Genomic DNA, 26080 nt, shown 5'->3' on the forward strand with positions numbered 1-26080 from the left:
AAAACGTGGCGCTATGTATCGAATGAATAACGCCGCGCCTTTACACAGACCCTTGCAAATTTTCTGATGCTCGGGAAGGTACGGCGATTGCAACACGAGCGAAGCGCGTTGCCGTGTACGCCGATTGCCGGATGGCCCACAGAGACCCTGACGGCGTTTGGAGTTGTGCGACGCGATGCCTGACATTTGCATGAGCGGGGGCTCTTCTATGTCGAACCGACACGAGGCCTCTCCTGCCGAGACGGGGGAGGTCCTGGTACTGGTGGGCGCCGCCTTCGCTGTGCTTGGCGGCTGGCTCGTCGCAATGGGTTCCACGCCCTACTACGTCGTCACCGGCCTCGCGCTGATCGGCTCGGGTACCCTCATGGTGCGAAGCCGCTCGGCGGGCGTCTGGAGCGTCTTCTTCACGCTCGTCGCGGCACTCGTCTGGTCTATCTCCGAAGTCGGGCGCGACGGCTGGAAGCCCATGCCGCGCCTGCTGCTGCTCGCGCTGCTCGGCATCTGGTTCTACCTCAACATCGGCCTCGGCAATTCAGCGATCGCCCGCCCCGTACGCGTTGTGGCGGGCGTCGCGGCGATCGTTTATGCGCTCACGATCGTCGGCATGTTCTCGCCCAAGGTGCCCATGTCGGTGGCGCAACACCTTCGCTACGGACCGTTATCGCCTCCCCACAGCAGCAGCGCGTCGTCCGATCAGGGTAACTAGCATCGTCCGGGATTATTTGCTGTGAACGAACTGAGAATTGATTTCGATTCAAACGGCGAACTCGTGATGCAGGCTTTCAGCGCTTCATCAGACGTGCGAGGAACACCAGTTGCTGAGGGCAGGTCCGGCAGTCAAAGAGGTATGCGACCGTGTTTATACAATTCCCAGATGAAGAAGCCTTCTACCACGCGAGTGGCACGATCCGGTATCGCGCCGTCGTCGACGGCACTTGGGTCATGTGCGAAATATCTCCGGAGGCCCTGGAAGACTATTTTCGTGCGCGCTCGGGCCGCGCCGGCCTGTTAGCGGCCTTCGCAACACATAGGAAGGAGATCGAATCAATCACAAGACAAATTCTTCCCCATCGGATCTCCGCTGGACGCTGCCAGCTTTTCTTGCGAGACTGCTTATACAGGCCAGAAACGACCGAAGCCGACATCAGGCACAACGGCGTATTCCTGGAAGCTGCCCGACGCGACGAGATGGCAATCACGAGCGCATGCCTACCGTCAGACATGGCCCCTCTAGAAGCTGGAAGTGCGTTGACGTGAGGGCGCGCACCGCGATCTGATTTCCTTGAATACGAATGCCGCCGGGTCCTTGACGCACTGCAGTGTGATCCAAGGCACGCTATATGCGCACGTATGAGATTGCATCGCAGCAGCTCGCCGCTGCGAACTGCTTTCACCGTGTGCGCTGGCTTGAAAAGAACATGAAAAATGCCTTGCGTATGTGGCACGGAGGCGGTTGAGGATTCTGTTCGAGACCGCCCTTCTCACGAATTCATCAGCGGGATGGCCACAATAATGAACAGCTTCGATACCGTCATTCTGGGAGCCCTCACTCAACTCCAGCTTCCTCAACAGGTCAATTACGCCATTGGGGTAATTGCCGACTTCTACACGTTCAAGGGCTATCTGTTGATCCCGTTGTTGTGGTGGATCTGGTTCCAGCCACACGAGCGGCGCGGCTGGCGCCGCGAGATCGTACTCGCCACGCTGGCGAGCGGCCTGATTGCACTCGCGGTGGGGCGCCTGCTTGCGCGCATTCTGCCGTACAGGGAGCGGCCGCTATTCACACCGGGGCTGAATCTGCATTTCGCCTCGTCGCCCGTACAGCTTGCCGGGCTGATGCACTGGAGTTCCTTTCCAAGCGATCACGCGATGCTGTGGACGGCAGTGGCAATGGGGATCTTCCTCGTCTGGAGAGGCATCGGCATTCTTGCGTTTCTGTCTGTCGCGGCATTTGTCTGCTTTCCGCGTGCGTACCTGGGTTATCACTACCCGACGGATCTGCTCGTCGGTGCCTTCATCGGCATCGTGATCACCTGGATCATGACGCGCAGAGCCGTGAGACGGCGCACGGTCAAACCCTTCATGCGCTACGTCATGCGCTACCCTGGGCCGGTCGCGGCGGTCGGTTTTCTGCTCTGTTTCGAACTGGTCACACAGTTCGACGATCTTCTGCGCCTGGCCCATTCCGTATGGCACACGGCGACATGACAGATGCCGGCGTCGAGTCCACGCCAATCCTGGCTGCCGGGTTTTCCGCCCACCGCTTTCACGATGGTGATGGCAACAGGCATCGTCTCGATGGCAACGCATCTGCTGGGCGTTCGGTGCGATGAAATCAATCACGGGGGAGTGACGACCCTCGCAGTGCACTAGTTCGCACTACTGTGCATCACTGCGCGCGTGCGTCGTGATCTGCACGAAATCGGCAACGATACGCCCTTCGCCGTAGTGTGCTTCCATCTGTTTCAACTGCTGCCCCACTGCCGCGAGGTAAGCCGAGCGAGACTCCGAAGCCGGACGCAGCCCATCGAACAACGGTGCCGGCGTGATCAGCAGAACGATCATCTCCGTGCCGAACGGCTTGTCCACGAGCCAGTATCCCGATCCCCCGACCGTCGCCGAGAAGCCGGGGGGCGCCTGATTGTCGCGCTCGACATTGCTGGGAACCAGATGGACGACACTGCCGTCGAGCGCGAAATAATCCACGTTGACGTATGACTCGTAATGCGGCGTGGTGATATCGACGATGAGCGGCATGCCCTGCGTCAGACGTGCGTCGAGTGGCCGGGTATGGATCGTCGCGCCGCCGCCAGCCAGATGATTGGCGCGCCAATATGGCGCGAACGCGCTCACGACTTCACAGTTGTGGTTCTCCACCGCGGTCACGTCGAGTTTCGCGGCTAGCCCTCCGGGCGTTTGCGCGAGCGCGTCGTGAACGTACGCCATGTTCTCGCCCGTGTTGGCAAAGCCTCGCACCTGGACCACGTGCTCGGGCAGCGACGCCGCAAGCGCCGAGCACGGAATGCGCGCGAGCGTCGTGTTCAGCGCGGCGATCGACGCCGCGTCGGCCACCGGCGCACTCGATGCGGGAACCACTGCAACCCCGCTCGCGGCAGGCATGCTCGCCACAACCGCGGCTGGCGCTGCGGCAAGCACCGGCGAGGCCGGCGCCTCCGAGGCCGCCTTCGTCGCGCCAGCGGGCGCCATGGCGGCCATCGAGGGCCTCGCGCCCGTTTGCCCATGTCCCGAAAGCACGCGATATCCTACCCATAACCCCGCAGCGACGACGACCGCCCCCACGCCAATGGCGCCAACCCGCGCGCCCGGGAACGCCGGTGCATGCTTGAGCACGCTCATGCCCTGGAGAAACTGATTGACGCTCGCAGTGCGCGAGGCGCGGTCAAACGAAAGCGCCGCGCTCAAGGTGCGCCACTGGCCGCGATCGAGGCCAGGCGCTCGCTCAGCGCGCATCTTGTCGCTGCGTGCCTGCGTGGCCGATTTGCGATTGAACGGGTGCTTGCCAGTCAACAGTTCATAGGTCACACAGGCGAGCGCATAGACATCGTCGCGCGGGTCCGGCTCCCGATGCTCGAACATCTCCGGACTCGCATAGGCGGGCGTGATGCCGCCGAGCGTCGCGGGATCGAACACAGTGACGTCGGGATCTTCTTCGGGCCGCTGGAACACACGCGCAATGCCGAAGTCGATCACTTTCACATCGCCGCCGTCGGTGAGGAAAACATTGGCGGGCTTGAAGTCGCAATGCACGAAGCCGCGCTCGTGCGCGTAGGCCAACGCCTGCCCCATCCCGGCAATGATGGGCCGCGCCTTTTCGAATGGCATGCCCGCGAAACCCGGCGCGCGCAGCAGCTTGCTGAGCGGCTTGCCCGAGAGATATTCCATCGTGAGGTAGACGAGCGGCCCGTCGCGGTCGAAGTCGTACACCGTGACGATATTGCGGTGCGCGAGCGTTTGCGCCTTGCGGGCTTCACGCTGCAATGCGATCAGCGAAGTCGGCTGGCCGCGGAACTGCACGTTCAGCACCTTGATCGCGATATAAGGCTTGCGATCCGAAGCTTCCAGCTTGCGCAAATCGAGCGCCTTGTAGACGGTGCCCATGCCACCCACACCCAGACATTCTTCGAGCACGAAGCGACCATTGAGCGTATCGCCGATTCCCTTCACGTGGTCCGCATCGTCACCTGTGGTGGCGCTACGCGCAGCGGCCAGGGCTTCGTGAATGCGAGTGGAGTCGTCGACGGCCGCCGCGTTGTCCTGGCGATGTTCGATGCGGCGCAGGACCTCGGCATACACGGCATCGGGCAGCGGATGGACCGTTTGCGTCGCGTCCACCGCTTCGCGCAGGCGAGCGCAATTGGCCGCGTCGACCGCGAGCACGTGGTCGATCTCGGCGAAGAACGCCTCGCGTGAGAGCGCCCCGCTCTGGAATGTCTGGATCAGCTGCGCAAGGCTCATCATTCGTATGCCTTCAACTCAGCTTCAGGATGGCCGAGGCGCTTTGCGTCACACGTTCCCGGCGCACGATCGCGCCGCGTGTAGCTGCTGCCGCGATCCCCGTCGAGTCCGCTGCAGCGCGGTCTCGTCATCTTTAAAGCATACAGAGTCGCCGCCGGACCTGCGCGCACCGTGATCTCAGCCGGCGCGCGCCTGCAACCATGCAACAAGGTCTGATGAGAGATTAATCTGCGGCACGGCGCAGTGCAATCGGTGCCTGAACCAGGCCTTTGGCTCGCACGTGTTGCAGCGAATCCAACGAGCGCGCCCAGCGCTGTTGGGCTTCCACCATCAGCGTTTTCGCGCGCAACTGCCGCCACCTATCCCGCACACACCGGCTGGCTTGCCGCAAAGCCCCGTCGCACAAGGCGTCGAGCGGTTCGTGAGGCTGGCGCGAAGCCGCTGGCACAGCCTGTGCATCAGGAGGAGCGAGCCCGCAAGATACTGCAGCTCAATCGCCAACTACACCGTACTGCCCTTCTGGAGAACTGTCATGAGCAAGCTGATGATCGCCGACTTGAGCGTCGCGCAAGAACTCGACCGCAAAGCAATGAGCGCCGTTCGCGGCGGTGGCGGCCTGAGCCTCTGGCCCGGCTACTACCCGGCGCCGTCGTTCAAGTACGACACGACGAACTTCACCGCCCAGCAGTTGATCGGCCAGACGAACACCATCGAGAACAACGTGGGCAACGACGTCGCCTTCGCGCAGAACATTCACGCGACGGTCAACCCGGTGCAGACCGCCCACAACACGATCAACTTCTGATCGTCCCGCCGGCGGCGCGGCCGCACGCTGCGTTCATTCGCGTGCCGCGCCCGCCCGGGTCCACCCGCCCTATTCATCAGCAACTGGAGGCTCATCATGAGTTCCCTCGTTATCCGCGAGCTGGCTCCCGGAACGGCACTCGACCGCCGCGCCATGACAGCCGTACGCGGCGGCAACGGCAGCTCTTACGGTGGCTATGGCTCGATTGCCAACATCACCGTCTCGCCCAACATCGTGCAGAACATCTCGCAGGTTCAGGTGGTCGACGTCGCCGCGCTCAATAACATCGGTTATATCGGCGCTGGCTTCGGGCCGCTGAATCTCAAGGTCAATCCCTCGCAATACGCGAACACCGGCGTGACGTTCTAGCCGCTGCCGCGAAGGGAAAATGCAGACGGCGCCGTGAGGCGCCGCCTGCTTGTTTACGTGCGCCGCGCGCCACCGCCTATACTCGAACGACACCCCTCGAGCCCAATCCGCTATCGTGGAGCAGACCATGAGCGTTATCGTCATCAAGGACCTTCCGGAAAGCGTGGAACTGGACAGGCAGGCAATGGCCGCGATCGCGGGCGGCGCCCGCGTCGCTTCGCAGCGCACGCTACTCGTGCCGCGGCCGTTTATCGGCGTACGTGTGGAGATCGAAGGCTCGCCCGCGCAGCGAGGGCCGGCAACCGTCCCCGCGGCGCGGCCCCGCCCGACGCTGCTGCGTTGAGTTCACGCAGCGCGTGCGGTCATCGCCGGACGCGTGCTGGCAGGCGGAAATACGCACCACGTGCCGTCGTCGTGACGGAAGAAGAAGATTGCAATCGTGCGCGCGGGATGGACTGCCTCGACGCAAACATAGCGCAGCCGTTGCTCGTGCGTGCGGCTGAAACGTACTACACGGGCCGGCACGCGCGCGTTGGGTGCGAGCCACTTGTCGACGAGAGTGCGCAGCGAGGTTTCGGCGGAATTCATGGTGATCTCCGATGCAAGTAGCGGCGATACGTGTCGTATTGGTCTCGACTGGATATGGCGCTTACACCGCGTGCGCGACGTACGTTTCGCGGCTGGCCTGCACGCGGCGCGCGTGAACCAGCGCGCGCACCGCGCGCAAGCCGGCCAGCGGATGGGCAATGCAGGTGCGGACCTGGTCGCTGCGGCCCTTGCCGTCCACGCACCAGGTGCAGAAGTGTTCGCAGTTGTTGCTGAGCAGTCGATAGCGGTCTTCGCCGAGACGCGAGCGCGCCCGCGCGACGGCTTCGCGGCCCACGAAAGCTGCGCACGGATGCGCGACAACGGCGACTTCGTAGCCGGCGGCGAAACGTTCGAGCGTGACCTCTTCGATCGGACCGCGATGCAGCGATACGCACAAGCCGGCGTAATGAACGACCCGCCCACCGCCGACATAGATGCCGTGATGGCTGTAGCCCGCGCGACGCGATACGAGATGCGCGCCGAGCGGCGGTTCGTCTGCGTGCATCGTCGGTTGAAGGTCGGGGCTCATGGCTGCATCTGTCTGGCGGGTTGCCGGCTTCCTGTGCTGCTCGACGTTTGCCGGTTGCCAACTACCCTGCATCAGATATGCCAGGCGGCCGATCACGGTTCTATAAGGCGGAGCGGGATAATGTGCGCGCTGGAGGCGCTCGTGTGTCGGCGTTGCACCAACTCGTGTGCTTCGATTGTGTCGGCGTCGAACCATCGGGTCGCCGCCAATCCGGCTCAGGAAGCGGCACTGTGTATGTGTCGGAGTCCTGATGACGACAGGCACGCAACGTGTTGGCGAGCGCACGACCATCGCACCGCGACCGCACGAGACGCGGGCACGCGCGGACCGCGCTCCGTGAGTGCGATGTCATATGGGGCAAGCCTCACGGGGAGATGGCGCGCGAGCGCCGCGTTTCGCCGAAAAATGGCATGCTGCTTGCAAGGTATGGTCGGAACGCCGCGGACCTGCGGCTATCATCTTGACGGAGACCTGTCATGACCTCGCTCGCCATCACCGACCTTCATCTGCAATGCGATCTCGACCGCAAGGCCATGTCGTTTATCCGGGGCGCGGGCGCGCCGTGGGTATTCGGCTGGATACAGCCTTACGAGCCCGCGCAGCCTTCGCCGCTCGGTCCGATCATCAACCTCTATCAGACCAACAACACGTTCTACGCGAATCAGGTCGTCAATCAGTACCAGACGCTCGATGTGACCAATTCGGCGTCGAACTCGAACGTTGCGGTAAACGTGGGCCAGAACGGCAGGAATAACGGACTCGTCGCGTAGCCTATGGAGGCTCGATCGTGACAGGCGGATTGTTATGGAGTTCGGCATCGCGCACGGACGTAGGCCGTGTGCGGGCGCTCAATGAGGATGCATGTCTCGATCAGCCCCAACGGGGCTTGTGGGCAGTGGCCGACGGCATGGGCGGGCACACGGCGGGCGATCTGGCCAGCGGCATGATCGTGCGCGCGCTTGGGGCGCTTGCCATACCCAACACCCTCACCAGTTTCTCGGCCACGGCGCGCGGCACGCTGCAAACAGTGAACCACCAGCTGCGCGAAGAAGCCGCGCGGCGCGGGGTTCGCATGATAGGCAGCACCGTTGCCGTGCTGATGGCGAAGGGGCGCGAATTTGGCTGGCTATGGGCGGGCGACAGCCGCATCTATCTGTACCGTGATGCACAGTTCGAAGCGCTCACGACAGACCATAGTTACGTGGCGGAGCTACAGGCGCAGGGGCATTTGAGCGCCGAAGCGGCGCGCCACCATCCATCGCAGCATTTGATAACACGGGCCGTCGGTGCGGCAGACTGGCTTGATCTGGACGAAGGCCGCATCGTCGTGCGCGACGGAGACCTCTTTTTGCTGTGTAGCGACGGCCTGAGCAATGAAGTGCAGGTTCCCGAGATGGTGCGGGCGCTCGAGGCTGGGGATTGCCAGCATGCCACTGATTTGCTTGTTGAAATGGCCTTGCAGGCTGGGGGGCGGGATAACATTACCGCTGTCGTTGTGAGGGTGGATGATCCGGCTGCGTCGGATCGGACGCTCGTTAATCCTGCTGTTGGGCGTTAGTTTTTTGTTTTTGTTTTTTTTTTGGTTTTTGGCCTTTCCCTGTTTCCGCTTCGGTACCCCGGCGTCGCCCCTGTGTGGGGCCGCACCTTCCTTTCTTTGCCGCGGTCGTCACGCCCAGAAGCTCTTTGCTCTTTGCACTTTGCAGTTCGCACGCGGCCAGACCTCCGTCCGGCTCGCGCGGATGGCGTGCGAGCCAGCGCGAACACCGGCGAACGGTTCGCACAGCCCCCCTGTACCTGGCAATCCTTGACGATTTATCTGGCTGTTCCTGGGAGCCCGGTCAAAGATCGGGCGATTGAGCATTGCTGGCCAGCTCCGTTCAGTGTACTTCTTGCGTCCCAACGCCTTTTTCGCGACGTATCCGGGAGGTTTTCGATGTCGTGGCTCATGCCGTTACAGGCTTATGAATTGAAGCTGGCGCCCCATCCGGCGCCATTCTCGATAGTGAAGTTCGCGGGCCGTGACCGGATCAGCCAGCTCTACGAGTACGAGATTGAATTCACAAGCCCGATAGCGGGTCTTCCGATGGATCAGGTACTCGGGCGGCCAGCCCGGTTCATCATCGATCCGGTCGACCCGAACATGGGCCACCTGCAACGCATGTTTGGCGAGAACGCTGAAAAGTTCAGCAAGAAGCCGCCCGCACAGGCCGTCCACGGCATCATCACGAAGTTCGATGAGCACGAGACCTCCGCCGACGAGACGCGCTACCGCGTCAGGCTCGAGCCTGCGATGGCGGACCTGAACCGTGGCAGGACAAGCCGGCTGTTCCAGAAGCAGTCGGTCGAAGAGATCATTACCGACACGCTGCGGCACTACGGTTACCGGGCCGGTGTCGATTTCAGGTTCAACCTGCGCGGTACATACAAGCGGCACGAGTACATCACCCAGTACCACGAGACGACGTTCGCGTTTATCCAGCGCATCTGTGCGGAAGAAGGGATCTGGTTTCGGTGGGAGCAGAAAAAGGATTACGCGGTGATGGTGTTCGGCGACGATCTGGATGCGTACGCGCGCAAGCAGCGTACGGTGCCGCATCGTCGTGATTCGGGCCTCGAGAGCGTGGGTGCCGACTCGATCAAGTCGCTGCGGCGGCGTACCCGGCGCGTGCCACAATCCGTGCGCCTGCACGACTACAACCATCGCCAGGCCGACGTCTCGCTGCTGGTCGAGGAGAACACGGCACGCGGGGACAAGACCACTAACGCCGTCGACTATCACTGGGGCGAGCACTACGAGACGCCGGAGGAAGGCCAGCGCATTGCCCGCCTGCGGCACGAGGCTCACCTCGCGGGTCAGGTGACGTTTATCGGCACGGGCAATCCGTTCTGGCTGGAAGCCGGGGAGGTCATGCTGGTCGATCCGGTTCAGGTCGATGCGAAGCACGGGATCTTCATCACGTCGGTACGCTCGCACGGTGGGCGCAACAAGTCGTACCGCGTGACGTTCGAGGGGATTCCTTCGGATCGGGTCTGGCGAACATCCATGGAAACGATCCCGAAACCGGAAATCAAGGGCATTCTGCCGGCCCGGATCACGTCACCCGGAAACTACAAATATGCCTATCTGACGGAAGAAGGCTGGTACGCCATCAAGCTGCCGTTCGATCTCGATGAGTGGAGCCCGGGTGGCACGAGCCGGCCGGTGCGCTTTGCCAAGCCCTACAGCGGCGATAACTACGGTCACCACTTCCCGTTGATCGATTCCGCGGAGGTCGCGCTCGAATTTACGGCCGCGGATCCAAACCGGCCCATCATCATCGGAGCGCTGCATGACAGCCTGCATCCGGATCTCGTCAACAACCTGAACAATACGCGCAATCTCATCCGCACAGCTGCGCAGAATGAGATGCGCATGGAGGACAAGGAAGGCGTCGAGCATATTCACCTGACGACGCCGTTTCAGACTAGCGAGCTCAATCTTGGGCATATGGTCGACGGCAGTCGCAAGGAGCGGGGAAAAGGTGCGGAGTTGCGTACGGACGAGCACGTCGCAGTGCGAGGAGCTAAAGGCGTCCTGATCTCGGCGCACGCGCAACCTGCTGCCCAGGGCACGCTACTGGACATGCAACCCGCTCAGGCATTACTGGAGCAGGCCCTTCAGCAGATGCAGGCACTCGGTCAGGCTGCGATCGCGGCGCAAGCGGTGGCAGCAGACTACGAGCGTCAGCGCGAGCTGCTCAATGGAACGCTCAGGGACCTGAAGAGCGCGGGCGTTCTTGTGAGCGCACCTGACGGGATGGGACTGGCTTCCGGGACGGATCTCCAGCTGAGTGCGGACAACCATCTGATTGCGACCGCTGGTGGGAACGCCGATATCGGCGTCTTGAAGCGCTTTACGGTCGCAGCCGGTGAGCTCGTGTCGATTTTCGCGCGCAAGTTTGGGCTGAAACTCTATGCCGCGCGCGGCAAAGTCGAGGTTCAGGCACAAAGCGATGAGATGCACCTGACGTCGGACAAGGACATGTGGATGACCAGTGCCAATGGTCGGATCACAATTGAAGCGAAAAGCGAGCTTCTCCTCAAATGCGGCGGGTCCTATGTCCGGATTTCGTCCACAGGCATTGAAGATGGCACGCAGGGTAACCGGAAGATCAAATCGGCCGCCTTCAGCCGGCAGGGCCCAGCCAGCCTCGCTGGCGATCTGCCTGTGTTGCCCGTACCCGCTGAGACGGAATGCGCGCAGCGCGCGAGTCGCGCCGGTATGCCTTTCGCACGCATGTAATTCTGTTGCCACCGACTGATCCGGTATGCCACTTACAGAAATTGAACCTGTGCTGGAACGTTTTCGAACCCAGTACGCCGCGTACAAAGCGATTCATCCGCGTCTGCAACTTTATGCGCTGATCGATTTCGCCACGATGTCTGATGACAGGCCGTATGCCTTGTCCGACGTCATTGAGACGATGCCGCGCGTATCGCTGTACGCTAACACCGGTCTCGACAACCTGTCGGAGATGGGGCCCGTATTGATCCCATGTCCCGAGCCGGAAGGTGTTGAACCGTTGCGCCTGCTCCGCGTGCTTCTGGGGCTGGCCAGGCGCGATAGCCGGCTCGTGTCGTGGTTGTGGGTCACGCATGAGGTTGAACCACTCGTCGACCACCTGCAGACGCTGCTGCACGCACGGCTTGAATCGGACGACCAGGAATCGTGGTTCTTCTTTCATCAGCCGTCTTACCTGCCGGTTCTGTATCGGACGCTGCCTGACGACATCCGGCGTTACATGTTTGGCCCGTGCGTCGCATGGTGGTGTCTGGATTTCCATGGCGTACTGGTCGAACTGCCCGGCGAGAATCTGCCGATCCCCACGGCGTGGGACGTTTTCCCCATCTCAGAAAATGTGGAAGAGAAAATTTACCGCGTTGGCGCTCCCGCTCAGGTGCTGGCATGGCTTCAACGCGCCCGTCCCGACGTGCTCGACAACACGCTTGACGCCAATGAGCAATTGCAGCGGATCACGCCCCTCGTTGAACGTGCATTCGAGTATGGCCTGACCGGCAAGGTCGATCAGGGTGTGTACGCCGCATCGGGCCTGTTGTATGGACAACGGTACGATGAGCATCCCGCGTTGCAGGCTGTCCTCACGCGCTTGCAGGAGAGCCGGCAAGCGCTGATCGATGCCTACATGGCAGTGGGCGCCACTGTCTGGCGGGAGGTGGGTGAGGCGGCCCGCCTGCGAGCCGCTGAATCCGCGGCTCAGGAATACCACGCAAGCGTCGTGGAACGCGGTTACACATTCCTGCGCGTCCAAATCTTGAACGACACCGATATCCCCAGGCGGAGGATCGAACTGGTGTCATCCGGTGAAAGCAATCTGGGCAGTGCGATGCTGGGCGACGTTGACGATAGAGGGTTTGAGGCTGCCGCGATCGAGGTCGCGTCCGCGCGGGTGCCGGTTCCGGGCACCCGTGTCACTGTGAAGTGGATCGGGCCAACGGGAGCGTCATCGGATGAGGTTGTCGTGACTGGGGACCTGCAACGTGCCGATGGAGAAGGGACAGCGGTCGTGAGGTTTGCGCGCAACTGGCGAATCTACGTGAGCATGCATGCCGACGAACCGAAGTCGTCTGCTCCGCGGTTGTAACGAATGTCCAACGTCAATTGCTAAGTCGATCGGACGAGACCTGCGACGGTTAAATGGCGACAAGGAGAGGACTTGAAAGGAACAATCAGGCTGCAGGTCTCCGTGCTGATGGCGGTATCACTCACAGGTTGCATGTCTACTGCGTTCACAATCTGGTGCGAGAAGCAGCGCATGTCGGACCCAAGCTTCGATTGTTGGAAGTAGCCGCCAGTTGGTAGCCAATATGCTTTGACGGTACCGTGATCGTAGTCATCGAACATAGGGAAAATGAGTAATGAGACAGCTGATAGGTGGATTTCTCGTAGTGGCGTTGAGCATACTTACCGGCTGTGTAGGCGGACAGTCGAGTGGCTACATCGATGCAACGGCATGAAGTACTAACTACACCGATGACTATATTCCGGAGTTCCATCTTGAAACAACGTCTGGCAGGAATCTGCTACTGAGCGGGGTTCAGGTTTCAGAGTTTTCAAAGAGTGGGAAAGGTGGCTCCGAATGCTGTTCGCCGATTCCAGGAGTCGGGCAAGCGATCAAGGTGGTGTGGAGCGTCGGTGGGCGCCAAGAAGACAGGTCAGAGTGGAAGACATACAGTCGCGACGTCGTGGTGAAAGGAAAAATGCCAACGGATACGCGAGACCACAGCGTACTAGTTGTCCGCTTTTTTCCAAATCATGAAGTCGAGGCGGAGATCCTCCCGGGGGATGGCGATTTCGGTCCCTCAAATTCCCGCATGGACCGACTCCTTTTTTGTCGGACCGAGTGTAATGCGTCACATTGGAGACTAGCGGCAATGCAGGACTGGATAACCGACAATCCGATGCACTTCTTGCAGTCGTTGAAGACCGCAACGCAGCAGCATGCGGAAGAATTCATGAACTGCACGACCTGCGAGCAGCAGCCGTGGGTCAGTTTCTTCTTCGATGGCACGGGAAACAATCGAGATCTTGACCTGCCGCTGAGAAAGTAATCCTTGGAAGTTGTCGCGAGTCAGTAGAGAAGGCGTTACGACGGCGTGGTGGCGGTAGACGATGAACCGAACGAAGGGTGAGCAATGAGACGCGTGATATGTGGGTCCTTCATAGTGTTGTTGAGCACGCTGACCGGGTGCGCCGTCGTTCAGCCAAGTGGCTACGTGGATGCGTCGGCGTGGGGAGCGAACTATACCGAGGACTACATCCACGACTTCTGGATTCAAACGGCTTCAGGGAAAGACACTGGAATGGGGGGTATTCAGATTTCGGAGTTTTCGCGAGGCGGCAAAGGGGGACGTGAATGCTGCGCACTGATCCCAGGAGTCGGTCAGACGATCAGGGTGGTGTGGCGCGTTGGGGGGCGGCAAGAAACCAGGTCAGAGTGGAAGACGTATAGCAGGGACGTCGTGGTCACTGGCGCGATGCCAACGAAGAAAGATTCCTACAACATCTTGATGGTCCGATTCTTTCTGGACCATGACGTAGAAGCAGAGTTAATACCGGACCGAGGCGAACCGGGCGGTTCGGCAAGTCCTCGCGTCGACAAACTGTTTTCGGGGCAGCGCGTGATGCGCCACATAGGAGAATAACGATGCAGGACTGGATAACTGACAATCCGATGCACTTTTTGCAGTCGATGAAAACCGCCACGCAGCTGCATGCGGAAGAACTCATGACCTGCACCACGTGCGAGCAACAGCCGTGGTTCAGTTTTTTCTTCGATGGCACGGGAAATAATCGAGATCTTGTCTCCACGCAGCAGCATGCAGAAGAATCCATGACCTGCACCTCGTGCGAGCTGCTACCGTGGTAACCGAAATCGAAAAAAAACGAGGCAGACAATGAGATGGATGGTAGGCGCGTTCCTGGTGATGGTATTTGGCGCGGGCGGGTGCGCCCTTGGCCAGTCAGGCGGATATGTCGATGCATCGGCATGGAGTGCGAACTACACCGAGGACTATATTCCTGAGTTCCACCTTGAAACAACGTCCGGAAAGAATCTGCTGCTGAATGGTATTCAGGTCAAGGAATTCTCTAGGGGGGGAACGGGATCTTCCGAATGCTGTTCGCGAATTCCAGGCGTCGGGAAAACGATCAGGGTGGTGTGGCGCATTGGGGGGCGGCAAGAAACCAGGTCAGAGTGGAAGACGTACAGCAAAGACGTGGCAGTCGCGGGTGCGACGTCGAGCGCGCCTGACGCGATGAATTTTTTGATTGTACGTTTCTTTCCCGGCCACAATATCGAGGCCGAATTCGTTTCTGAATCAGCAGAGCCCGATGGCAAGCCAAGTCCCCGAGTGGATCAATTGTTTTATGGGCGTCGAGTCATGCGACAAATGGGAGAATGAAAGTGCAGGACTGGATAACCGACAACCCGATGCACTTTTTGCGGTCGATGAAGACTGCCACGCAGCAGCATGCGGAAGAGTTCATGACCTGCACCACGTGCGAGCAGCAGCCGTGGGTCAGTTTCTTCTTCGATGGCACGAGAAACAGTCGAGATCTAGACTTGCCGCTGAAAAAGCTGTCAAATATCTCGCGATTATTTGAAGGTCACATTGCCGAAGCGCCGCTAATTAGGCGACTCTACTACCCCGGCGTCGGCACGCCGCTCGATGCCAGTGATCCGAGTTGCTGGGAGAAAATTCGCGATAGCGAGATTATGGGTGGTGGCGTTGGACTGGGTAGCGACGTTCGCTTAGCAAAAGCCGAGGGTGAGCTAAACCTCGCCCTTCGCCGAAACCACAAAGTTAGTCGCATCGATGTGGCGGTGTTCGGATTCTCGCGCGGTGCCACACTCGCCCGGGCGTTCGTGAACCGGCTGCTGAAGAAGTGCACGCTGAAAGACGGCGTGCCGCACTGGCCGTGTCCGACGGCGGTGGACGGCCAGTCCGCACCGCTGCATTTCCGCTTTCTCGGGGTGTTCGATACGGTGGAGTCGGTGGGGCTACCGGCCCATAACCTTTCCGACATGCGCATGCTGGTGCCCGAGCAGGTGGAGCGGTGCGTGCACTTCGTCGCCGGCCACGAGCTGCGTGCCTGCTTTCCCGTGACGCCCGTGCGCGGCACGCAGGCATTCTACGAAGAAATCGTATTGCCGGGCGTGCATTCCGATGTGGGCGGCGGTTATCGGCCCGAGGAACAGGCCCGCTCCGACCTGCTCGCCCGCATAGCGCTGAACCGCATGCGCCTTGAGGCAGCAATAAGCGGCGTGCCGTTCACCGCACCAAAGCTCGCCGAGAAGGACGTGTTCGCCCTTTTCGAATATGACGACGACGTCAAGGCGCTGTTCGATGAGTACATGGGCACCGTGAACACAAACGGGACTCTGGAGCAGCAGATCTTCGCGCACATGCGCCTCTACTACGGCTGGTTGAAGGTGCGGTTCAGCGAGCGGCCTTGCGACGTCTACAATGGGGTGTGTTCGGCCGATCCGGAGATCCAGGCTCAACTCGAGCGGATTCAGCAGTTCCACGAGCAAATGCAGATCGACGTGGACACGATGAACTGGCGGGCCTACCTGACGCAGCTGTGGAAGACAGATCGAGGCGAATACGATCGCGTGATCGAAGCGGCCGGTGGTAATCGCCCCGCCAACAAGCCGCTGTCCGAAGAGCAACTGGCCTACTGGGACGCGTGGCTGAATCCACCGACCCTGTCGCCCAACATGATCCGCTTCTTCGATCAATACGTGCACGACTCGCGAGCCGGGTTCCTGCGCATCGACGGTAGCGGGTACCTCAAGCCACGGCAGATCATTGACGTTGAGGGGGCAAGCATAGCTACGGCCCAATCAGGGACAACGCAACCGTCCGGTTCGATGGCAGAAACCTCGCCAGAGGCCGTGACTTCTTGATTGCGATTTCTGAAGGAAATCAGGTATGGCTGTTAACTTCTCGAAGCTTCCGCCATTGGAACCGATGCCGGAGAATCCGCCGTCGCGAATCGTCTCGACCATTGTCCTTTTCGTCATTGTGATCGCTGGAATATTCATGGTGTTGCTTCTCTGGCCCAAGGGCGAGCCGACTCAAACACCCTGGTTCTGGACATGCGTTACCGTGTACCCGCTGGGTATCGCAACCTTCGTTGTCCTTCGGCGCTATAGCGTCTACGAAGGGCGCCGGCTGGACGCCATCGCGTGGAACGACGCCCGCGAAAGCTACGTGAACGACGTGTTTGACCGGGCAAGCCGCCCGCTCGGCATTCTTGTCGCGACATGCAGGTTTGCCAGTGAGGCGAAGGACGATGACCTTGGCAGATTGCTGGATGGATCCGTCAAGCTCGAACCGCGGACGGCCCCAGAGTCAGGCGCTCTACCGGTCAATGCGCGCTGGTTCGAGAAGCCGGACAGCGACGAGGGCGGGATGCGTTTCAGGAACGACGACGAGCGCCGACGGTATGTCCTGGCATGGGCATTCAGTGCGGTGATCGACGCGGTTGCCGAAGTGGTACGTTCGCTCCCACCAGATTTGAGGTTGAAGGTCCAGGTGATGCTGCCGGACATTGTAGACACAGACGAAGCGCTGGCGATCTGGAAGAGGCAATGGACGTTGTCGGACCTCCGCCCGGTTCAGGTCAGATTCATGCCAGAGCCGTCCGACCTGATGTACGCCGACGCGTGGCTTGACCGGGTCAACCGCAGGCTCGACGAGGAGGCACGGCTTGTCGTTTGCGTGAGACTGAACGCAATTTGTCAGGCGCTCCCTCCTGACGGAAGTGCAGAAGTCGTTGTTGCCCTTCTCGTCGCGCCCGAAGCGGTATGTCAGAAATTTGCACTCGCGCCGATCGCGATGTTCCATCGGCCAAATGGGACAGATGACTGTGCCATAGACGACGCGCTTGCGCGTACCCTGCGATGGGGATGTAGCAAGCCCGCGGACATCAAACGGATCTGGCAGGGCGGCCTCGATGGAGCCGGCGCCAATGCGGTAACCAAAGCTGTCGTCAAGGCAGGTATTGGCGCAAAGGTGGCAGATATCGACTACATGGTTGGCCATGCCGGGCCGGCGGCGCCGTGGTTTGCCGTGGCGTGCGCGGCCAAGAGCGCTATGCAGGATGGTGCGCCCCAGCTTGTTGCGACTGCTGGAAAAACCGGCGTCTGTTTTTCGGTTATGCGAAGTGTCACTTGACGAAGAGGCACCCCGCGAGCGTTCCGCGTGCTAGTCGATTGCGGTGTGGAACACGAGACGATTTATCTCATCAATCTGGAATCACATCATGGTCAGGCGGTACGACATTCTGAAGGGCGACAGGACGACAGCGGATGGCACCGTAGTGGGTGGCGATCCCCAGGACAGGGTTGGCGAACACGAGCAGGCCTACGAGAGGGACGAAGTATGGTGTCCTGAATGTCAGTCGACAGGTTACATCGTGTGCGACGGGCCGCGTCAGTCAATGACGGGACCCGATGGCAGGCAAGGCGCACTGAGCGATGACCTGTGCGTGTGCAGGTGTGATCCACCTCCACGTCTGCTTTCATCGCAATACTCATCTTACGTGGATATTTGAGCGTAGGCCAAAACTGCCGCGGCAGCTCCACTTCCGGGGGCAGGCCACCGGCTTTGTCATCTGGCATTGCAACTTCACCTTCGACTGTAACGAGATATGCTACGCAAGTTCCGGACCGACATTCTGAGCGTCGTCATACTGGTTGTGCTGCCCGGATTGCTGATCTGGTTCAGGGGCGACTCGTGGTTGGGTCTACATTCAGCCGAACGTCGGGCAGGGTGGATCGTCGCTCTTTGTACCGTGTTCGTCGTGCTGTTCGTGTGGCTCAGCTTCGATGAATCTTCGCGACCAGCCATCGCTGCACGGCGGATCCGGTATTGGGTAGCGAAGCAGTTCAACCCGTCATCCGGGCAGTCCGGCAGCGTGGCATCGGCGGAGGGTTCGCACGCAGCAGACTTGCGTAACAGTCTTCGCGACAGGCACGGATGGCGCTGGCGCTATCACGAGCGTTGGGTGCTCATCACTGGCGACGAACCACTCGTCAAGCGTCTCGCCCCCGGCCTCGTCGCCACCGGCTACCTGATCACCGGCGGCACGGTCCTGCTCTATGCGAAGCAGACCACCGACAAGCTCGACACCGACTGGCTCAACCAGATTCGCCGCCTGCGCTCCCGCCGGCCGATCGACGCGATCGTGGCAGTGACCCGCAACCGCACGTCGGCGAGGTCTGCGTTCGACGCCGACGAGCTTGCCCAGCGCCTGGCGCGCCACGCCCGCGCGCTGCGCTGGGCTGCACCGACCTATCTGGTCAACGTAACGGATTTTGGCACCGTGCCTACGGGCCCGGACGAGGCCATTGGTTTCACGTGGTCGAACGCCCGCGTGAACGCGGACGAGGTCCACACGTCGCTACGCAGCCTCATACGCAATCTCGCCGACACCGGGGTCGAACGCATTGCCCGGGACAATCACGACCGCTACCCGGCCGAACTTTCGCAGCATATCGAGCGGCTAGGTAGCGCCCTGTCGGGACTTGTGGTGCAGACGGCCCGCTCGCGCTACTGGCGCCACGCCGTTCACGGGCTGCTTTTCGCACCGCTATTCAGGGAGCGGGAGCTGCCCCCACCTGCGGCTACGGGTAAAGCCGTCGAAGAGGGGGGAGACGATCCCATCGCTCCACAGCACCGCTCGATCTGGCAGACCGTCGCCGAGCACAGCCGAAAAATCCACGGTCGCCGCGTTGGCTTTTCACCGTCGATTCTCGCCGCGTGGATGGCAACAGGCGTGGCCGCCCTCTGGATCGTGGGCACGATGGTCTCGGGGTTTTCGAATCGCGCCACGATCGCCGCAGCACAGGACACGCTCGCGAAACTGTCTGGAACCCTGAGCCCGGCGCAGGGCATGCAGGCACTCGACAGCCTCGACAGACAGATCGACACGCTAGAGACTCGTCAGCGCGACGGCGCGCCCTGGACCGCGCGCTTCGGTCTGAATCGCGACAGCGCCGTACTCGCTGTGCTGTGGCCCGGCTATGAGGATGCTGCGGGCCGTATCCTCGTTGGTCCGATCCGCCAGAAACTGGAGGATCGCCTGCGCCAGCTTGCGTCGATGTCCGACGCGGAGATCGCAAGCGGCGGCAACGCCCAGGCACAGGCCGCGTACGACACGCTCAAGGCCTACCTGATGCTCGCCAGGCCCGAGCGGGCCGTCGCTTCGTTCCTCACGCCCCAGCTCCTGGCAACGCAGGCGCCAGCCCGCCCGTCAAACTCGCCGCTTCCGGCCGGCACGTGGGAGGACCTGCGCCAGCACGCCATTGCATTCTTCGCGGATCACCTGGGCCGTCGACCTGCTGCGAACGGTTCAACGCTCGCCATCGTGCCGGACAGCAGCCTGGTCGCCGCCACGCGGCAGACCGTCATTGGCGTGCGCGGCATCCAGAACTCGACTGACGCGACCTACCAGCAGATCCTCGACGACGCAAGGCCGAAGTATCCGCCGGTCTCCCTGGCCGGCCTGCTTGGCGACACCACCGGGCGCGGCCTGTTCAACACGAGCCAGACCATTCCGGGCGTCTTCACGCGCGAAGCGTGGGAGCAGCGCATCTCGAAAGCGATCGACGAGGCGAGCAGCCAGGGAGACGTCGCCGGCGACTGGGTGCTCTCCGACACAAAGGCGGCCAGCGCCACATCGTCGACGCTGAAAGCGGAACTGCGACAACGCTACTTCGACGACTATGCGCGCGCATGGGCGCAGTTCCTCAACAGCCTGCGCTGGCAGAGCGCCTCGACACTGTCTGCCACCGCCGACCAGCTCTCGCTGCTGGGCGACCCGCAACGCTCGCCGCTGGTTGCGCTCATGAATGCCATCGTGTATCAGGCCGGCGCGGGTGTCACGGCGCAATCGCTTTCGGATACGCTGGTCAGCAAGGCGCAGCAGCTGGTCGGCGCCGACGAGAAAGATCCGTCGAAGCGGGCACAGCCCCAGCTCGCCCCCCTCGCGAATGCATTCGGTCCGATCCTGCGGCTCAGCGGCAGCGATCCCCTGTCCGGCTTGCCGGCACAGGCCGGCAAGGCCGCCGCGCAGGTGGCGACGACCGGTGACCTGAGCCTCGCGCGCTATCTCGAACGGGTTACGGCGATGCGCCTGAAGCTCGAGCAGATGGTGAATAGCCCGGATACGGAAGCGATGTCGCGCGCCGCCGCGCAGGCGGTGCTGCAGGCGAAGACCTCCGACATCGCGGACAGCCGCGACTACGCCAGCCGGGTGGCGGCGAGCCTCGGCCAGCAATGGGCCGGTTTCGGCCAGCTGTTCCAGGCGCCGCTCGACCAGACCTGGCAGGCGGTGGTGCAGCCCGCGGCAGCCAGCCTGAACGACATCTGGCGCCGCTCGATCGTTGCCGACTGGAACGCCGCCTTCGGTGGCCGCTATCCGTTCGCCGATTCGGACAACGATGCGTCGCTGCCCGAGATGGCCCGGTTCATGCGCCCGGACAACGGCGTGATCACGCAGTTCATCACGACACAGCTGGCCGGCATCGTCGAGCGTCAGGGCGACCGCTGGGCAGCCGCGCAGGGCGCGGGCACGCAACAGGACGCCCTGCGGCTTGATCCGGCGTTTCTGGAAGGGCTGAACCGCTTGATGCGGGTCTCGACCGTGCTGTTTCCGTCCGGCGACGCGCATATCCGGTTTGATCTGCGCGGTGTCGCGACGCCGGGCGTGACAAACATGAAAGTGATGCTGTCCGGGCGTGAGCTCGACTACTTCAACCAGAAGGAAGACTGGGTCCCGTTCGAGTGGCCGGGCCAGTCGCTGGAGAACCTCTCGCACATCGAATGGAAGACCGAACAAGGCGGCCTGCGCACGGCGCTCGATGCGCAGGGCCGGTTCGGACTGATCCGGCTGCTGGAGCGGGCGAAGGTCTCCCGGCAGGACAATGCGCGCTGGCTGCTCACGTGGACGCCGGATGCAAGCCAGGGCATCGCGCTCAGGCTCCAGTTGCGCAGCGAGGCCGGCGCCGGACCGCTTGACGTCCTGCAGCTGCGGCACGTTGCATTGCCCGCGCGCATCTTTCTGACCGGCAGCGCGAAGGCTGGGCCGAAGGCCATGGCGAGCAGTGCGCCGCCGCTGCCACCGGCAGCCATCGCCGCGGCGAAGCACGCTGCAATGCCCCTGCCGCAAGGCATTGTCCCGGAGGCGCAATGATGCTGGGCGAACTGTTCAGGAGCCTCTTTCCGGCTGGAGATCGCACGGTGAACAAACTGCCCGCCGCATCAGCCAGGTTACAGGGCTCCCGGGCATGAACGGCCAAAAGCCCCAAGAGCCACGACAAAAAGCACCGCTCGGCACCCAGATCAAGACCCCTTCTCATGATTCACCTTCTCGGCATGCCGAAAATCCTTGGAATGAATCCCATGCTTCTTGAGCAGCATCTGCAAGTGCGACCGATTCATATCACAGCGCCGCGCCAGCTCCGCGACCGTACCCCCGGTCTCCTGCAAGCCGCGCTCGAGAAACGCCCTTTCGGCCTCATCGCTGGCAGCACGCTTGGCATCGCTCAGTGAAAGAGGCGCGCCTGCCGCCTCGGCCTCCGCCACCCGCAAAGCCAGTGCAGCGGACTTCGGCCGAATATCATCGGGCAGATGCTCGATATCGGCCGTCTCACCCGCAAGACACGAAAGCCGATACACGAGATTACGCAGCTCGCGAATATTCCCCGGATAAGCATACGTAAGCAGAAAATCGCGCAACTTGGGCGTCAGCTTCATAGGCCGCCGCTTGAGCTGCGCAGCAGCCTCGTCGCCGAAATAGGCAATCAACAGCGGAATCTCGTCGCTGCGTTCTCGCAGCGCAGGCAGCGTGACATGAATCACGCTCAGCCGATAAAAGAGGTCCTCGCGAAACTGCCCCTGCGCCGCGAGCTCGCGCAAGTTGCGATTCGTCGCGGCGACGATGCGCGTATCGACCCCGATGGGTTCATCGGAGCCCACCCGCTGAATCTCGTGCGATTCGAGCACACGCAGCAGCTTCACCTGCCCCTGCAGCGGCAACTCACCGATCTCGTCCAGAAAGATCGTCCCCGTATGCGCGCTTTCGAACTTCCCTTTGCGATCGCTCGACGCCCCCGTGAACGCCCCTCTGCGATGCCCAAACAGTTCTGATTCGAGCAGGTTCTCGGGTATCGCGCCGCAGTTTACTGAGATGTACGGTCGGTCGGCGCGTGTACCGTTGGCGTGGATCACCTTCGCCATCAACTCCTTGCCCGTCCCGCTCTCGCCGTCGATCAGCACGGGCAGATCGGTGGGCGCCGCCTTTTCCGCGATCTCCAGCGCTGCGAGCAGCTTCGGGTTGTCGCCGAATATGCCTTCGAAGATGAAGCTGCGCTCGATCAGCGCCTCGCGCCGCCGGTGCGCTGTGGGCGCGAGGGCATCCGGCCTTGCCAGCGCATCGAGCGCTTCGGGCGCCTCTGCCGCCGCTTCGACGAAGCGCTCCTTGCGCGAGAGTTGCATGACTTCGTCGCGCAGCGCGTTCGACTGGTTCAAGAGCTTTTCGATATCGGTGCGTTCGAGCCGCGGCGCCCAGCGCAGCGTCGAGCGCAGGATCTCGATCTTCTCGAGCAGCCCCGCATATGACACAACGGAGCTGCCGAATCCGTGCGGATCGAAGAGTTTCATGACGCCCCCAGCTGCTTTTGCACGAGCTGGTAATACATGCCCTTGCGCTCGACGAGTTCCTCGTGCCGCCCCTGCTCCACGATCGCCCCTTCGTAGAGCACGAGGATCTTGTCCGCCCGCATGATGGTGCTCAGCCGGTGCGCGATAATGAGCGCCGTGCGGCCCTGGAGTATGTCGTGCATGTTCGAGAGGATGTTGCTTTCCGACTGCGTGTCGAGCGACGAGGTGGCTTCGTCGAACACCAGCAGGCGCGGGTCGTGATAGAGCGCCCGCGCAATGCAGAGGCGCTGGATCTGCCCGCCCGAAAGGCCCATGCCGCGCTCGCCCACCACCTGCTCGTAGCCGAGCGGCATCTTGCTGATGAACGCGTGCGCATCGGCCATGCGCGCCACTTCCTCCATGCGCCGCCAGTCCGGCGTTGCATCGCCGCACGCGATATTCTCGGCAATCGTGCCGGAGAACACGAGGTTCGTCTGCATCACGTAGCCCACCTGGGCGCGAAAGTACGCGTGATCGATCGCGCTCATGTCGTAGCCGTCCACGTTGATCTTGCCTTCGGTCGGCGCGTAGAAGCCCACCAGCAGCTTCGCGAGCGTCGTCTTGCCGGAGCCGCTGCGCCCCACGATCGCCACCATCTGGCCGCGCCCCACCGAGAAGCTGATGTTCTCCAGCACATACGGCGTTTCGTTGCCGCCATAGCGGAAATACACGCCGTTGAATTCGATGTCGCCCTGCAGGTCGGGAAGCAGCACGCGCGAACCGAGGTCGGCGGGCTTCTGCTCGGGCTCGATGTCGAGCACATCGCCTAGCCGTTCCATCGCGACCGCCGCGTCGTTCATGAGGCTCCAGAGCCCGACGAGGCCCATGAGCGGCGCGAGCACGCTGCCCATGAACGCATTGAACGCAATGAGCTGGCCAATGCTCAACTCCTGATCGAGCACGAGCGTGGCGCCCGCCCAGAGAATCACGATCGTGGTCGCCGCGTTGAGCAACTGGCTGCCGAGACCCACGAGAATATTGAATGCCTGCGCGCGATACTGCACTTCGAGCGACTTCGCGTACTTGCGCTCCCACTTCAGGCGCACCGCTCTTTCTATGCCCATGCCCTTCACGGTTTCGACGCCGCCAAGCGTCTCCATCAGCATGGAGCGCGCATCGGTGGACACGGCAAAGACCTCGCGCGCGTAGCGCTTGATGCGCGGCGTGGCAATGGCGGTGAGCGCCATGATGGGAATCACGAACGCGATCAGCAGCAGCGTCAGCTTCACGTTGTAGAGGAACATGATCGTGAAGTAGATGAAGATCATCAGCAGGTTGAGCGCCGTGGTCACCGTCGATTCGGTCAGAAACGCGCGTATCGTCTGGTTTTCCTGAAAGCGCGCGAAGATGTCGCCTGTTTTGCGGCGCGCGAAGAACGAGAACGGCAGCGACATGGTGTGCTTGAAGAACTGCGACATCATCGCGAAGTCGAGACTGCGCACCATGAAATTCGACAGATGCGCGCGTATCGTCGTCATCAGCTGCGTAAACAGGTGCGAAATGATGAGTCCCACGATCAGGAGATGCAGCAGGCTCACGTTCTGGTGGACGATCACGCTGTCGAGAATGTTCTGGATGATGAGCGGCGGCACCACGCCGAGCAACTGGATCACGAAGGTCGCGAGAAACAGGTGGGCGAGTATTTTCCGGTAAGGCAGCAGGTAGCCGATGAAGCGCACCCACGGCGAGCGCGTCGCCGCCTGCGCGCCCGTGGTCTCGACCTCGGTGAACAGCAGGCACGTGCCGTTCCAGCCGCGCTCGAACGCTTCGACGCTCAGCTTGCGAAAGCCGAGCGCCGGGTCGGCCACCCTCACCCACTGCTTCGACACGCCGTACACGACGATATAGTGGTAGCCCTCCCAGTGCGCGATGAACGGCAGCTCGAACCCTTGCAGCGCCTCAAACGTGCACTGCACGCCCCGCGTCGTGAAGCCGAGCGCCTCGCCGGTGCGCGCGAGACTGTCCAGCGTCGCGCCCTGCGTCGTCACGTTCGCGAGGTCGCGCAGCTTGCCGAGCGTCATGGGTATGCCGTAATGCCGGCAGATCATGGCGAGGCACGCTGCGCCGCAATCCATCTCCTCGGCCTGCTCGATGAGCACGAAGCGCTTGACCACGCGTTCGCTAAATGCAGCATCCGCCCCGCTGTCCACGGCAACGGGCCGGCTGCGGCGCTCGGCGAGCTTCTTCTGCCGCTGCAATTCGCGCTCGCTGAAGCGCACGCGCTCTTCCAGCACCTCGCGCAGCTTCGGGTTGCGCTCCAGCATGAAATGCACAGTCTTCTCGGGAATCACCAGGAGCCGTACATCGGTGAGTGCCGTGACGGTCGCGGGCTGATTCTGGCGCAGCAAGCAAGCGCGTTCGCCGAAGATCTCTCCCGCGCCGAGCGTCGCAATCTGATAGACGCTGCCGTCTTCCTCGCGCGCAATACTGACCTCGCCCTGCCGCACGACATATAGGCGCATGTCACCGCCGGCACCCTGATGGATGATCTCCTTGCCCGCGCTCACGCGCTTGACGCCCACGCTCGACACATACTCTTCGAGCTCGGCACGCGAAAGCTTGCCGCGCAGGTCGAAAAGCCGCGTGACGAAGCCGCCCGCGGAGCTGATCGCGACATAGCTCGTCACGAACGACTGCGCGGCCGGATTCGCAGCCAGCAACGGCTCGAGCGCCGCGCGGGGGATGCAAACCACCTCGGTTTTCGCGGAAGCGCGCACCGACACTTCGTGCCAGTAGTCGCGCAGCATGGCGATTTCGCCGAATACTTCGCGTTCCTTGCGCACGCCTAGACTCATTTCCTTGCCGCGCTCTTCGGCGATGATCCGCACGGAGCCCGAGCGGATCACATAGAGTCCGGCTGCGGGCTCGCCGCGCTTGCACAGCGTGTCGCCAAATGCGTAGTTGTGCGTTTCGACCTGCGCGGCAAGACGGTCGAGTTCCTCGCGCGAGAAGAGCGAGAGCGGTTCGACCGATGCGAGAAAATCCACCAGCGACGGCGCGCTGGCAGGTAGGGGCGCCTGGGTGTCCATCTGCGTGGCTCA

Annotated in this window: 23 protein-coding genes and 1 pseudogene; 19 read left to right on the top strand and 5 right to left on the bottom strand. The window is 61.9% G+C overall.

The window, feature by feature from the left end:
• The first annotated feature begins 208 nt into the window (after positions 1–208).
• The 3 genes from AB3X98_RS01365 (at position 209) to AB3X98_RS01375 (ending at position 2208) form a co-directional block, all read left to right on the top strand.
• The gene (locus AB3X98_RS01365) at positions 209–706 is read left to right on the top strand and encodes a hypothetical protein (RefSeq protein WP_141710577.1); all 498 of its coding nucleotides are present in this window, start codon (positions 209–211) and stop codon (positions 704–706) included.
• A 149-nt stretch (positions 707–855) separates the two neighbouring features.
• Positions 856–1257, top strand: coding sequence for a DUF1488 family protein (locus AB3X98_RS01370; RefSeq protein ID WP_368603248.1), 402 nt, complete (start codon positions 856–858; stop codon positions 1255–1257).
• Between the two features lie 255 nt (positions 1258–1512).
• Positions 1513–2208, top strand: coding sequence for a phosphatase PAP2 family protein (locus AB3X98_RS01375; RefSeq protein WP_069262242.1), 696 nt, complete (start codon positions 1513–1515; stop codon positions 2206–2208).
• 171 nt (positions 2209–2379) lie between these two features.
• Here the strand turns inward: AB3X98_RS01375 and AB3X98_RS01380 are convergent, their stop codons facing one another.
• A complete protein-coding gene (locus AB3X98_RS01380; RefSeq protein ID WP_368603249.1) occupies positions 2380–4479 on the bottom strand; it encodes a protein kinase in 2100 nt (699 codons plus the stop codon).
• 529 nt (positions 4480–5008) lie between these two features.
• Between AB3X98_RS01380 and AB3X98_RS01385 the strand changes: the two genes are divergently transcribed.
• From AB3X98_RS01385 to AB3X98_RS01395, 3 genes are all read left to right on the top strand, one after another.
• Positions 5009–5281 carry a hypothetical protein gene (locus AB3X98_RS01385; RefSeq protein WP_069262244.1) on the top strand — a complete coding sequence of 91 codons (273 nt, stop codon included), beginning with the start codon at positions 5009–5011 and terminating at the stop codon, positions 5279–5281.
• A 96-nt stretch (positions 5282–5377) separates the two neighbouring features.
• Positions 5378–5650, top strand: coding sequence for a hypothetical protein (locus tag AB3X98_RS01390; RefSeq protein ID WP_042267637.1), 273 nt, complete (start codon positions 5378–5380; stop codon positions 5648–5650).
• Between the two features lie 127 nt (positions 5651–5777).
• Positions 5778–5993, top strand: coding sequence for a hypothetical protein (locus tag AB3X98_RS01395; protein ID WP_342948250.1), 216 nt, complete (start codon positions 5778–5780; stop codon positions 5991–5993).
• A 2-nt stretch (positions 5994–5995) separates the two neighbouring features.
• Here the strand turns inward: AB3X98_RS01395 and AB3X98_RS01400 are convergent, their stop codons facing one another.
• Positions 5996–6238 carry a hypothetical protein gene (locus tag AB3X98_RS01400; RefSeq protein ID WP_069262246.1) on the bottom strand — a complete coding sequence of 81 codons (243 nt, stop codon included), beginning with the start codon at positions 6236–6238 and terminating at the stop codon, positions 5996–5998.
• Between the two features lie 61 nt (positions 6239–6299).
• The gene (locus AB3X98_RS01405; protein WP_069262247.1) at positions 6300–6767 is read right to left on the bottom strand and encodes a lecithin retinol acyltransferase family protein; all 468 of its coding nucleotides are present in this window, start codon (positions 6765–6767) and stop codon (positions 6300–6302) included.
• Positions 6768–7243: 476 nt separating this feature from the next.
• On the opposite strand from AB3X98_RS01405, the gene AB3X98_RS01410 reads away from it, so the two are divergent.
• The 13 genes and pseudogenes from AB3X98_RS01410 to AB3X98_RS01470 all read left to right on the top strand — a co-directional run bounded on the left by AB3X98_RS01410 (position 7244) and on the right by AB3X98_RS01470 (position 21531).
• Complete coding sequence (locus tag AB3X98_RS01410; protein WP_069262248.1) at positions 7244–7537, top strand: hypothetical protein; 294 nt, start codon at positions 7244–7246, stop codon at positions 7535–7537.
• A 17-nt stretch (positions 7538–7554) separates the two neighbouring features.
• Positions 7555–8325 (top strand): PP2C family serine/threonine-protein phosphatase, encoded by a 771-nt coding sequence (locus AB3X98_RS01415; protein WP_368603250.1) that lies wholly within the window; start codon positions 7555–7557, stop codon positions 8323–8325.
• A 375-nt stretch (positions 8326–8700) separates the two neighbouring features.
• A complete protein-coding gene (locus AB3X98_RS01420; RefSeq protein WP_368603251.1) occupies positions 8701–11049 on the top strand; it encodes a type VI secretion system Vgr family protein in 2349 nt (782 codons plus the stop codon).
• A 25-nt stretch (positions 11050–11074) separates the two neighbouring features.
• Positions 11075–12409, top strand: coding sequence for a DUF4123 domain-containing protein (locus tag AB3X98_RS01425; protein WP_368603252.1), 1335 nt, complete (start codon positions 11075–11077; stop codon positions 12407–12409).
• Positions 12410–12845: 436 nt separating this feature from the next.
• Positions 12846–13028, top strand: a pseudogene (locus AB3X98_RS01430) (hypothetical protein); the annotation flags it as partial.
• Positions 13029–13199: 171 nt separating this feature from the next.
• Complete coding sequence (locus tag AB3X98_RS01435; RefSeq protein WP_368603253.1) at positions 13200–13376, top strand: hypothetical protein; 177 nt, start codon at positions 13200–13202, stop codon at positions 13374–13376.
• A gap of 84 nt (positions 13377–13460) precedes the next feature.
• On the top strand, positions 13461–13970 hold the full coding sequence (locus AB3X98_RS01440; RefSeq protein ID WP_368603254.1) for a DUF3304 domain-containing protein: 510 nt from the start codon (positions 13461–13463) through the stop codon (positions 13968–13970).
• Between the two features lie 2 nt (positions 13971–13972).
• The gene (locus AB3X98_RS01445) at positions 13973–14194 is read left to right on the top strand and encodes a hypothetical protein (RefSeq protein ID WP_368603255.1); all 222 of its coding nucleotides are present in this window, start codon (positions 13973–13975) and stop codon (positions 14192–14194) included.
• 28 nt (positions 14195–14222) lie between these two features.
• Positions 14223–14729 carry a hypothetical protein gene (locus AB3X98_RS01450; protein ID WP_368603256.1) on the top strand — a complete coding sequence of 169 codons (507 nt, stop codon included), beginning with the start codon at positions 14223–14225 and terminating at the stop codon, positions 14727–14729.
• Positions 14726–16237 (top strand): DUF2235 domain-containing protein, encoded by a 1512-nt coding sequence (locus tag AB3X98_RS01455; RefSeq protein WP_368603257.1) that lies wholly within the window; start codon positions 14726–14728, stop codon positions 16235–16237. The genes AB3X98_RS01450 and AB3X98_RS01455 overlap by 4 nt, the downstream gene beginning before the upstream one ends.
• Before the next feature lie 25 nt (positions 16238–16262).
• The gene (locus AB3X98_RS01460) at positions 16263–17510 is read left to right on the top strand and encodes a hypothetical protein (RefSeq protein ID WP_368603258.1); all 1248 of its coding nucleotides are present in this window, start codon (positions 16263–16265) and stop codon (positions 17508–17510) included.
• Between the two features lie 88 nt (positions 17511–17598).
• A complete protein-coding gene (locus AB3X98_RS01465) occupies positions 17599–17889 on the top strand; it encodes a PAAR domain-containing protein (protein WP_368603259.1) in 291 nt (96 codons plus the stop codon).
• A 96-nt stretch (positions 17890–17985) separates the two neighbouring features.
• Complete coding sequence (locus tag AB3X98_RS01470; protein WP_368610201.1) at positions 17986–21531, top strand: ImcF-related family protein; 3546 nt, start codon at positions 17986–17988, stop codon at positions 21529–21531.
• Positions 21532–21680: 149 nt separating this feature from the next.
• Here the strand turns inward: AB3X98_RS01470 and AB3X98_RS01475 are convergent, their stop codons facing one another.
• Both AB3X98_RS01475 and AB3X98_RS01480 read right to left on the bottom strand, forming a co-directional pair.
• A complete protein-coding gene (locus AB3X98_RS01475) occupies positions 21681–23000 on the bottom strand; it encodes a sigma-54 interaction domain-containing protein (protein ID WP_368604646.1) in 1320 nt (439 codons plus the stop codon).
• Complete coding sequence (locus AB3X98_RS01480; RefSeq protein ID WP_368604647.1) at positions 22997–26068, bottom strand: peptidase domain-containing ABC transporter; 3072 nt, start codon at positions 26066–26068, stop codon at positions 22997–22999. The genes AB3X98_RS01475 and AB3X98_RS01480 overlap by 4 nt, the downstream gene beginning before the upstream one ends.
• Positions 26069–26080 lie beyond the last annotated feature (12 nt).

Origin of the sequence: Paraburkholderia sp. BR14312, assembly GCF_040948675.1 — a bacterium.
Classification (GTDB): domain Bacteria; phylum Pseudomonadota; class Gammaproteobacteria; order Burkholderiales; family Burkholderiaceae; genus Paraburkholderia; species Paraburkholderia nodosa_A.